10 protein-coding genes are annotated in these 8,815 nt (G+C 36.3%); 4 read left to right on the top strand and 6 right to left on the bottom strand.

The features are described from left to right. Positions 1–137 precede the first annotated feature (137 nt). Together ACIR131C_RS0115480 and ACIR131C_RS0115475 are read left to right on the top strand one after the other, a co-directional pair. A complete protein-coding gene (locus ACIR131C_RS0115480; protein ID WP_028084424.1) occupies positions 138–380 on the top strand; it encodes a hypothetical protein in 243 nt (80 codons plus the stop codon). Positions 381–639: 259 nt separating this feature from the next. Then, positions 640–1,377: a peptidylprolyl isomerase gene (locus ACIR131C_RS0115475; protein ID WP_028090933.1), complete on the top strand. Its 738-nt coding sequence runs from the start codon at positions 640–642 to the stop codon at positions 1,375–1,377. Between the two features lie 161 nt (positions 1,378–1,538). On the opposite strand, the gene ACIR131C_RS0115470 is transcribed toward ACIR131C_RS0115475, so the two are convergent. The 5 genes from ACIR131C_RS0115470 to trxA all read right to left on the bottom strand — a co-directional run bounded on the left by ACIR131C_RS0115470 (position 1,539) and on the right by trxA (position 4,988). Next, positions 1,539–2,585: a radical SAM protein gene (locus ACIR131C_RS0115470; protein WP_028090932.1), complete on the bottom strand. Its 1,047-nt coding sequence runs from the start codon at positions 2,583–2,585 to the stop codon at positions 1,539–1,541. A gap of 187 nt (positions 2,586–2,772) precedes the next feature. Next, a complete protein-coding gene (locus tag ACIR131C_RS25660; RefSeq protein WP_155963142.1) occupies positions 2,773–2,940 on the bottom strand; it encodes a type A2 lantipeptide in 168 nt (55 codons plus the stop codon). Positions 2,941–3,693: 753 nt separating this feature from the next. After that, on the bottom strand, positions 3,694–4,260 hold the full coding sequence (locus ACIR131C_RS0115455; protein WP_028090931.1) for a CBS domain-containing protein: 567 nt from the start codon (positions 4,258–4,260) through the stop codon (positions 3,694–3,696). Positions 4,261–4,271: 11 nt separating this feature from the next. Then, positions 4,272–4,616 carry a hypothetical protein gene (locus ACIR131C_RS27240; protein ID WP_071604962.1) on the bottom strand — a complete coding sequence of 115 codons (345 nt, stop codon included), beginning with the start codon at positions 4,614–4,616 and terminating at the stop codon, positions 4,272–4,274. Between the two features lie 12 nt (positions 4,617–4,628). Further along, positions 4,629–4,988 (bottom strand): thioredoxin, encoded by a 360-nt coding sequence (gene trxA, locus ACIR131C_RS0115445; protein WP_028090930.1) that lies wholly within the window; start codon positions 4,986–4,988, stop codon positions 4,629–4,631. A gap of 380 nt (positions 4,989–5,368) precedes the next feature. On the opposite strand from trxA, the gene ACIR131C_RS0115440 reads away from it, so the two are divergent. After that, positions 5,369–5,710 carry a recombinase family protein gene (locus ACIR131C_RS0115440; protein WP_028084444.1) on the top strand — a complete coding sequence of 114 codons (342 nt, stop codon included), beginning with the start codon at positions 5,369–5,371 and terminating at the stop codon, positions 5,708–5,710. 246 nt (positions 5,711–5,956) lie between these two features. Beyond that, the gene (locus ACIR131C_RS0115435; protein WP_028090929.1) at positions 5,957–7,159 is read left to right on the top strand and encodes a CBS domain-containing protein; all 1,203 of its coding nucleotides are present in this window, start codon (positions 5,957–5,959) and stop codon (positions 7,157–7,159) included. Between the two features lie 56 nt (positions 7,160–7,215). Here ACIR131C_RS0115435 and ACIR131C_RS0115430 read toward each other — a convergent pair whose 3' ends face one another. Next, positions 7,216–8,757 (bottom strand): FAD-dependent oxidoreductase, encoded by a 1,542-nt coding sequence (locus tag ACIR131C_RS0115430; RefSeq protein ID WP_028090928.1) that lies wholly within the window; start codon positions 8,755–8,757, stop codon positions 7,216–7,218. Positions 8,758–8,815 lie beyond the last annotated feature (58 nt).

The following is an 8,815-nucleotide window of genomic DNA, read 5'->3' as shown; positions in this document are numbered from 1 at the left end:
GCTCCCATGCTCCCGTTGAAGTAGAAAGTAAAGTCTAGTTTTGTCTAGGTTTTATATAGCAGGCCTGAGATTAATCGAAGTCATTGACACTCAAGCAGAAATTTTGCCAATAATTTGTATTTTTGAGGGATACCCAGATGAGTGAAGCAACACTTTCCATATCAATTACTGAATTAATCCCAATGTTGACTGCGATAGCGGAACGTAACTGGGAAAAATTCAAGGAAGTTGAGAAACAATTTGTCTCACGACACGGTATAGAGGAATGGGAAGAATTTTTTGCTTTCCGTCTCAAACCATCACTAGACAAGGATTCTGACCAATGGTTATTAGCGCATTGGTGTAGTGAGGGTATTATCTCGGTAAAAAATGTAGCTTGATTATCTCCTGTTCCAATACTCTGTATGGGAACAAGAAACAAATCGAATTATCCCCCTTCCCTCGTTCCCATACTCTGTATGGGAATGAATTACGGAAGGCTCTGCCTTCATTAATACTAAGTCATAGAGGCAGAGCCTCTAGGTAGCATTCCCAGTCGGAGACTGGGAACGAGAAACGAGAAGGGGGGAAACGATTAATTCAGTCCCCTCCCCTTAATAAGTAGGGTGGGGTATAATTTATGTATTTAAGGAGCAAATTATGTCAGAAAGCATCACCATTACCCAATCAGATATTTTACAACAAGTTAAATTATCCTGTAAAATACCTGAGTTAGTTGAGCAAATTATCAGCCGAAAAGTGATTATAAATGCTGCGGAAGAAGCAGGGATAAAAGTAGAAGTTGAAGAATTACAAAAAGCAGCGGATTTTCTGCGATTAAATAATGACCTGACCAGTGCTAATGACACTTGGAAATGGTTAGAAAAACATAGTTTATCTATAGATGATTTTGAAGATATAGTCTATACTGGTGTGGTTACTGCTAAGTTAAGCAAACATTTATTTTCTGATCAAATCGAACCTTTCTTTTTTGAAAATCAGCTAAATTATGCTGGTGTGGTTATGTATGAAGTTGTATTTAATGATGAAGATCTAGCAATAGAACTTTTTTATGCAGTCAAGGAAGGAGAAATGAGTTTTTATGATGTAGCTCACCAATATATTCAAGATATAGAATTACGTCGTCAGGGGGGATATTTAGGAGTATTAAATCGTCGGGATTTAAAGCCAGAAATATCTGCTGCTGTCTTTGGTGCAAAACCCCCACAGGTAATTAAACCGATAATTACTTCTAAAGGGGTACATTTGATTTTTGTTGAGGAGATTATTCAGCCGGAGTTGAATGATAAATTGCGTCAGCAAATTGTTAGCGATTTACTATTAAGTTGGATCAAAAAACAAGTTAATCAAACAGAGATTAATGTGAATTTCGAGTGATTTAATCACAAAAATGTTCTCGTTCCCATACTCTGTATGGGAATGAATTACGGAAGGCTCTGCCTTCATTGATACTAAGTCATAGAGGCAGAGCCTCTAGGTAGCATTCCCAGTCTCCGACTGGGAACGAGGGAACGAGGGAACGAGAAAAAAATCCTTTTTTACACAGCAACAGACTTTCTTGATAAATTAGCACTAATTTCATCGCTACTGGGTAATGAAACTAAAGGACAACCTAATGTTTCAAAATCAAGGGTTTCAATTCCACGAACCCAAGGAGCAAAACGCCCTGGTATAAGTTTAAGCTGACCATCTGGCTGTAAAGTACCAACGTCATTACGTTCATCTGTAAGCGCTACTGTACATTTATTAACTTTTCCGTTAGCACGAATAACTAAAGAGTTAGGACGTGCAGCATAACAAACATATTCCGCTGTTGGACTACCATCCTGTGGTGATTTTAAATCATCACCAAATAATTTAGATTGAAGTATTTTATTAGCTGCTTCCTTCTCAGTCTCTGAAAAAATTTTGATTGAACTATCATTAGATCCACCAAGATGCTCAATACTTTTAAACAAAATAGAGAACCTGGAATCAGGTAAAAATTCTCTTTTAATATCTTCCAATAGAGGATCAAGAAAGTTAAATGTATCTGGATTAAAATGAAGACGTAACAAGATAGAAAATGGTAATGAACTATCCCGTATTGCTAGTAAATTATTCCAAATTCGCTCAAATGTACTTTTACCATCTGCCCGAATCCGGCTCTGATCATGAATTTCCTTTGGTCCATCAAGGGAAATTTGGTAATGTGTAACCCCTACATTAGCTAAAGCAGAAGCAGTATTAATATCTAGTAAATAACCATTGGTTGTCATAGATCCTGAATAATGCAAATGAGAATTTTTCGCCGCTAAAGATGTAGCATATTCAGAGATATCTAAAACAATATCCTTAGCAATCAGGGGTTCACCACCAAACCAGGATAGGTTTAAAAAATTCAACTTTGAAGATCGTTTGTCTAAAAGAGCTTTGATACCGGAAATTACTTCAGGTTTCATTCTCCCTATGGAAAAATCTTCATAGCAATAAATACAACGAAAGTTACATTGTTCTGTTGGCAAAATAATTAATTCCAAAGCTTTATCAGATATTAATCGCGCACGCACCAAGTTAGCTTGTTTTACAGTTTCTATTGTTGTCATTTGACAAATTCCTTATATTAGTTTTTCGCTTGAAAATGCGATCGCTACATTTATTATGTTGTAACGATCGATTTTCAAGTAAATCTTATTCTCAATACCTATACCAATTTTCCAAATATAGGACTGAAACCCAATAAAATCGCCACGATATCAATAGGATTTCAGGGTTTTGGCGAAGGTATTGATTCTATTCTTGATTTGCTTTGCAGCCGCAGTTGCCGTTGTTTATTATTGTACAACCACCAATTATCTTAAGTTCTTCAGGCGTTAACTCTTGAAGCACCCCTGCTAATGCTGGATCATTTACTAGTAATTGTCCATCTTCATTAATTTCAAAGATTTGAATATTAGCCATCTTCGTATTCTCCTTGGTTTTAAAAAGTCAAAAAATCTAGAAAATCGGAAACGTTGTACTTTTTCATTTCCCGACTACATCCTATTCAAAATAAAAACCTCTGTCTAGAGACTTAGACAAAATAAAAGTGACATAATTGTTTCAGTTTTGTCACTTTCAATAGCTTGATGATAACAGCATTTCACGCACAAATATCCGTAAAATTGCCTTTTTAGGTTGAAAATATCACTAAAAAGTAGACAATTACGGATTAAAAATAGCCAAAAAAAGGGACATAATTGTTGCACTACTGTAGGAATTTTGTCACTTTTGCCTATTAACTTAAATATAAATATATACCTAAATTATTAAATAAATCTGTATATATATTAGCTCTTATAAGCCTAAATCCTATGAGATATGCAATTTATTTTACATAACTACCTAATCAGATGGTGGGTTACGCTGTCGCTAACCCACCCTACGATAGATATGGCTATTCTCCCTGGTTTGTGAAGGGATTTTTTGAAACGAACCACAGAGGACACAGAGGACTCAGAGGTAGAGAAAAGGAGGTATTTATGTTTAGGATGGGTATAGAAATTAGATCTAATCAGCTTTCACTCCTGACAATACCCGCTTCTTTCTCAATTCGGTCTTTTGACTAACTCTGGTTCTTTTTCCCACCCTTTTGACCATTGAATTAACTCAGCGGAAATATCAATAGAACCATGAGACGATATTTGAAAAATTAGGAAAAGTAAATAATATTTATTATTCAATATTCTCCTGAATATTTTCCTTTGCTACTCGTTGATGAGATGCTACTGCTAAAAGTTCCTCTACTATATCCCAAGCAGATGCACATTCACGAGAAGAATCACCTTTGGCTGTACAAATTGCTCTCGCTTCTTCCCGTGCCACTTCTATTTCATCCTCAATAAAGAGGCGTTTAGGATTTTCAAACAAGTCACTTTTTCTGAGAATATCAGTAATAGAAATTATCCCTAATAACTTACCTTTAATTACAGGAGCGCGACGGATATGGGTGTGAGCAAATAAACGAGCTACATACTCTACTCCAAGCTCAGGATTGACGACAATACAAGGTTTGGTCATAATTTCATAAACTCGCACTTGTTTGGAGTCTTTGCCATAGGCAGCAACTTTATAAACAATATCAGTTTCGGTGATCATGCCATAGGGATCATTTTCTGTACGAGGTTCGACAATTAAAGAACGTAAACCTTTAGAATTCATCAAAGTTACAGCTTCCGCTACGGTTGCTGAACCACGAATTGTAATTACTTCTGTGGTCATTATGTCTTCAGCTTTCATCATGGTGAAAATCCTTAAAGTAATGAGTATGAATCTGTGGAATTTTGATTTGGTACATGGAAAAATATCGAGCAGAATGAAATAGATTCACTCATCATTAATATTTCTTCTTCACAAACTTCTGGAGAAAGATGAGATGTAGTTAATGGTTTAAAGTTGCTTGGTATTCCCGGTGCGTAAGCTTCAATTACACTACCATCCAGAGAGCGCATTACCATCAGGTAGTCACAAACTGGACACTCTGTACGGATAATTTGATTCATTAAAGAATGCTTGTGAGCTAGTTTTCCATCAGTTAAAAACTGACGTTTTGCTTCACTACCGCAATTAGGACATGGAAATATATACGCTCTCTGCATGGAAAAACCCCCTCAAGAAGGTGAAAGTATTTTGTTTAAAGCTGTGGTGAATTTCTCATAGGGAACTACCCCCACAATTGTTTCTGATAAGTCACCATCCTTGAAAAACATAACTGCGGGAATACTGCGAATACCGTACTTTTTAGCGACGCTTTGATTTTCGCCGTCACCAACATCTAATTTGACCACTTTTACCCGATCTTTGTATTCTTCGGCTAGTTTATCCATTAAAGGAGCAACGATTTTACAAGGTCCGCACCAAGTTGCGGTACAGTCCATCACAAACAATTCTTTCTTCTCTAAAAACGATTCAAAGTCTGATTTTTGGATATATTGAACAAGAGTTTCATTCGGACTTTCAGAAGTAGCCATAGGTTTCTCCAGCAAAAATTTAAATTGGTGATTATCTGGTTGGGAAATGGGAAGTTGTCAATGATAAAATGGAATGTCCATGAGTTAAATTATTGATTGAGGTCAAGCCAAAACCGGAATTACAGTAACCCTGATGCCATAGAAAGTTCAATCTTTTGATGTTTCTTTTGTTTCGCATAAAATACTCACGACTTTTACTTGATTTTTGGGTTATGCAGATCAAATCTGTTTTCATTAGCTATGCAAAAATTAATACTAGCATTGCTCAGGATAAATGCAAGGATAGAAAGACGTAAACAAAACTCTCACTCATCAACTGGCAAAGACCAATATTTGAGATATAATCCCCATAGAATAGAAATGATTTTTTTCTAAAAACAATGGCAACTGAAAAATCAAAAGATTCTTACATCAGAGACAAGCTAGACCAAGCCAGAAAAGCGAAAGCAGCCAGTGGCGGCTATGCCGGCTATGGTTCACCTGCTTTTGGTCAACAGTCTGTTAATGGTGAATTAGTCGAAAATCCATCTGAACAACAGATTATTGAATTAATTCGCCGTCACCACAAGTCAGGAAAATCACTTCCACAAATCGCCGCTTGGCTTAACCAGCAAGGATATCAAACCAAGCGGGGGAGTCAATGGCAACCTGTATCAGTTAAAAGGGTTTTAGACAGGCTCTATGGTAAAATACAAAGAATTTCCGGTATGGATGAAGACTGATGTACATATTGGCTCTAATTTAGAACCACAAAGTAAAAATGTCTTTTTTACCCCTACTGGGATAGATAACCCCGAATTTTAGCCCATATTTACCTTTTGATAATTCAATCCTTTATCTAGAAACTGTTTCCCCCCTTTCATCCTTTACATCCCTCGTATTGTACCTGAAATTTATAGAAAATAATATGTATATGACAAAAAACTTTACAAAACTTTATAAATTAACTTCATCGGCTATTGTCAAATATGGAAATTGATGACCCACTCATTGGCGTTCCTTGCTTAGAAGATGCGATAGATAAGCGTCCACTGGTTGTTACACCGAATACTTCCCTAATTGATGTTGTCAATTTAATGAATCAGACGCGAGGTAATAGTTGTTTCTTACCTGATTTTGATTCAGAAATGGGTTTTAGTTCCATGCAAGGTACGCGGTCAAGTTGTATTTTAGTCATAGAAAGAAACAAATTACTGGGAATTTTTACAGAAAGAGATGTTGTTAGACTTACCGCTATGGGTAGAGATTTTACTGGAGTGAAAATAGCTGATGTCATGATACATCCAGTAATAACCTTAGTGGAAACTTCATTTCGGGATATTTTTGCGGCACTGTTTTTATTTCGGCGGTATCGGATTCGCCATTTAGTGATAGTCAATGAAGATACACGAGTAGTAGGAATTGTTTCCCCAGAGAGTATTAGACAAGTTTTGCGCCCCACCAACTTGCTGAAAATGCGACGGGTATCAGAAGTCATGACAAACCAGGTAATTCACGCAGCACCCACAGCCTCCGTACTCAGCTTGGCGCAGATGATGGCAGAATATCAAGTTAGTTGCGTGGTGATAACGAAAAGTGGTTCTGGGAATGATGATGAATCCACTTGTAAACCAGTAGGAATTGTTACAGAAAGAGACATAGTACAATTTCAAGCATTGGGCTTAAATTTGCCTGAAATTCAAGCAAAAACAGTGATGAGTACACCGTTATTTTTACTGAGTCCAGAAGATTCTCTATGGTCTGCCCATCAAGAAATGCAAAAGCGACGAGTGCAGCGATTGGTTGTATCCTGGGATTGGGGCGCAAAGTTAGCTATAGTCACTCAAACCAGTTTATTGCGGATATTTGACCCATTGGAGATGTATGGAGTCATAGAAACCTTACAATTAACTGTAGCTCAATTAGAAACAGAAAAAGCTAAATATTTGCAGAACCAAAATAATGCTAGAGAACTATCTGTACAGCCTAGTTTAAAGGAGATAGGGAAACAAAACATAGTTACTAATGAAAATTTAGATAATTTGATTGCTACTATTGAAAGCCGGATAGAACATTTGATCAAAAATCCTGATTTATCCAGAGAACTACAGCAAATGTATTTAGGTTTAGCGACAACGGAGATCCAGAAAATCCGTCATTGTCTTAATAACAGAAAAATCGTCAAAAATTGAAGTTTTGGCAGATTTTACTGTTCTTGACAGAGATTTGTTTGATTGTGTTCACCTACTTATTCATGATAATCACTACCAGAACCAAACCGCCATTTATCTATTAACCGATGCCAATAATATTGTTTGTCTTGTGGTAGATTATTAACTAATGTTTCTAACATTGGACTTAAATTAAACAACCTAGTATACACAATTAAATTTACATAATGTAACATCCAATCTAATAAACTCAATAAACCCACTTGGGGAATGATTTTTGCAACTAATAAAGGATGAGATAAACCAGTTTTTAATAAGGTTTTTGTTAACGCCCCAAATTGGACAATATCTTGTAAAAAAGGTTTTAAAACAGGTGTTCCTAACTGCTGCATTTGTGCAAATACGGCCGCGAGTAATTGGTTAATTTGATTGGGGTTAATTTGTTGATTTACTCCTACACTCATGGCTTTTTGAAATAGCCAAGTTACACTTAAACTCGGTTGATATGGTTGGAGAATTGCTAAAGATTTGGCAGATAATTGATCAGTTTTCAATGCTTCTGCAATTCCTAAAGTTAACCTTTGTAAATGACGCACCATAGCCCCAAAACCACCAAAACTTAAAGGTGATTGATTTCCGCTACTATCTCCTACAAATAAAATCCGATTCCAAGGAGTTTGTAAAGGACTTTGACGATAACTGGGAAAGAAACCAAATAAAGCCCGTTGAAAATTGAGGTGATTAATTTCCACACCTTGATATTCTGGTAATAGACGGAAATATTCAGCAAATAAAGTTTCTAAGCTCAATCTTTCTGGCGCTGAATCTAAATAAGTGAAGAGATAAGTTGTTCTCCCGTCTTTGGCGGGAAATGCTTCCCAAAAATATTGACATTGATTTTCCAATGCTGTAAAAGATAATAATAAATCACCAGTTTTATTCTCAGGAAATCCTGTAGCACAAGTTCCCACAACTAAACAAAGTGCATCTGGTTTTTTTCCTTGACGTGCTTGTTGGCTAATTGGTGATAGATTTCCCATGACATCTAATAACAATTTTCCAGTAAATTGGTTATTGATAATAACTCCATTTTTGTGAATTACTACATTACTAAAGGGTGTATTTTCAAATAGTTTCCCTCCAGCATTCAGAAAGCGAGTTTTTAATGTTTCAAGTAAATAAATAGGACTTATGCCAATGTTAAGAACATCTTCTACCCAAACTTCTGTACCTCCTGAAAAGCTAACTCGTGCGGGATTATATTCAGTAACAATAGCCTGGTTTAATTCCGTTTCCGTTAGTAATTCCAATTCCCGAAATACTTTTAATTCTTGGCGAGAAATATTCCATTCCTGTTCTCTTCCCCGCAAAATTCCCCTTTCTAATAAGGCTACGCGCACACCCCGCACAGCTAAAGCGCAACCAATTAAAATTCCCAAAGTTCCACCGCAAATAATGACATCAAATTGTAATGATTCTAAATTTTCGGGATTTTCTTGAACTACATTTGGTATGGGTGAGTTATTATCTCTTAGAGATGTTAAAATGGTATCTGCGCGACGCAAGCCGCCTAAAATATCCCCTGGAAGTTGAGAGAGAATTTCTTCAGTTAGTGACATAAAGCTTAATTTCAGAAAAGTTCTGTTACACAAAAATAAGGTTTTAAGCCATATCTTG

Source organism: Dolichospermum circinale AWQC131C (assembly GCF_000426905.1).
Taxonomy (GTDB): Bacteria; Cyanobacteriota; Cyanobacteriia; order Cyanobacteriales; family Nostocaceae; genus Dolichospermum; species Dolichospermum circinale.
The sequence above is the reverse complement of the archived record's forward strand: the minus strand, read 5'-3'. Positions and strand labels throughout refer to the sequence as shown.

Excerpts from the sequence above, each read along its gene's own strand:
- ACIR131C_RS0115480 (WP_028084424.1), top strand. The coding sequence starts at position 138 with ATGAGTGAAGCAACACTTTCCATATCAATTACTGAATTAATCCCAATG.
- ACIR131C_RS0115475 (WP_028090933.1), top strand. The coding sequence starts at position 640 with ATGTCAGAAAGCATCACCATTACCCAATCAGATATTTTACAACAAGTT.
- ACIR131C_RS0115470 (WP_028090932.1), bottom strand. The coding sequence starts at position 2,585 with ATGACAACAATAGAAACTGTAAAACAAGCTAACTTGGTGCGTGCGCGA.
- ACIR131C_RS25660 (WP_155963142.1), bottom strand. The coding sequence starts at position 2,940 with ATGGCTAATATTCAAATCTTTGAAATTAATGAAGATGGACAATTACTA.
- ACIR131C_RS0115455 (WP_028090931.1), bottom strand. The coding sequence starts at position 4,260 with ATGATGAAAGCTGAAGACATAATGACCACAGAAGTAATTACAATTCGT.
- ACIR131C_RS27240 (WP_071604962.1), bottom strand. The coding sequence starts at position 4,616 with ATGCAGAGAGCGTATATATTTCCATGTCCTAATTGCGGTAGTGAAGCA.
- trxA (WP_028090930.1), bottom strand. The coding sequence starts at position 4,988 with ATGGCTACTTCTGAAAGTCCGAATGAAACTCTTGTTCAATATATCCAA.
- ACIR131C_RS0115440 (WP_028084444.1), top strand. The coding sequence starts at position 5,369 with ATGGCAACTGAAAAATCAAAAGATTCTTACATCAGAGACAAGCTAGAC.
- ACIR131C_RS0115435 (WP_028090929.1), top strand. The coding sequence starts at position 5,957 with ATGGAAATTGATGACCCACTCATTGGCGTTCCTTGCTTAGAAGATGCG.
- ACIR131C_RS0115430 (WP_028090928.1), bottom strand. The coding sequence starts at position 8,757 with ATGTCACTAACTGAAGAAATTCTCTCTCAACTTCCAGGGGATATTTTA.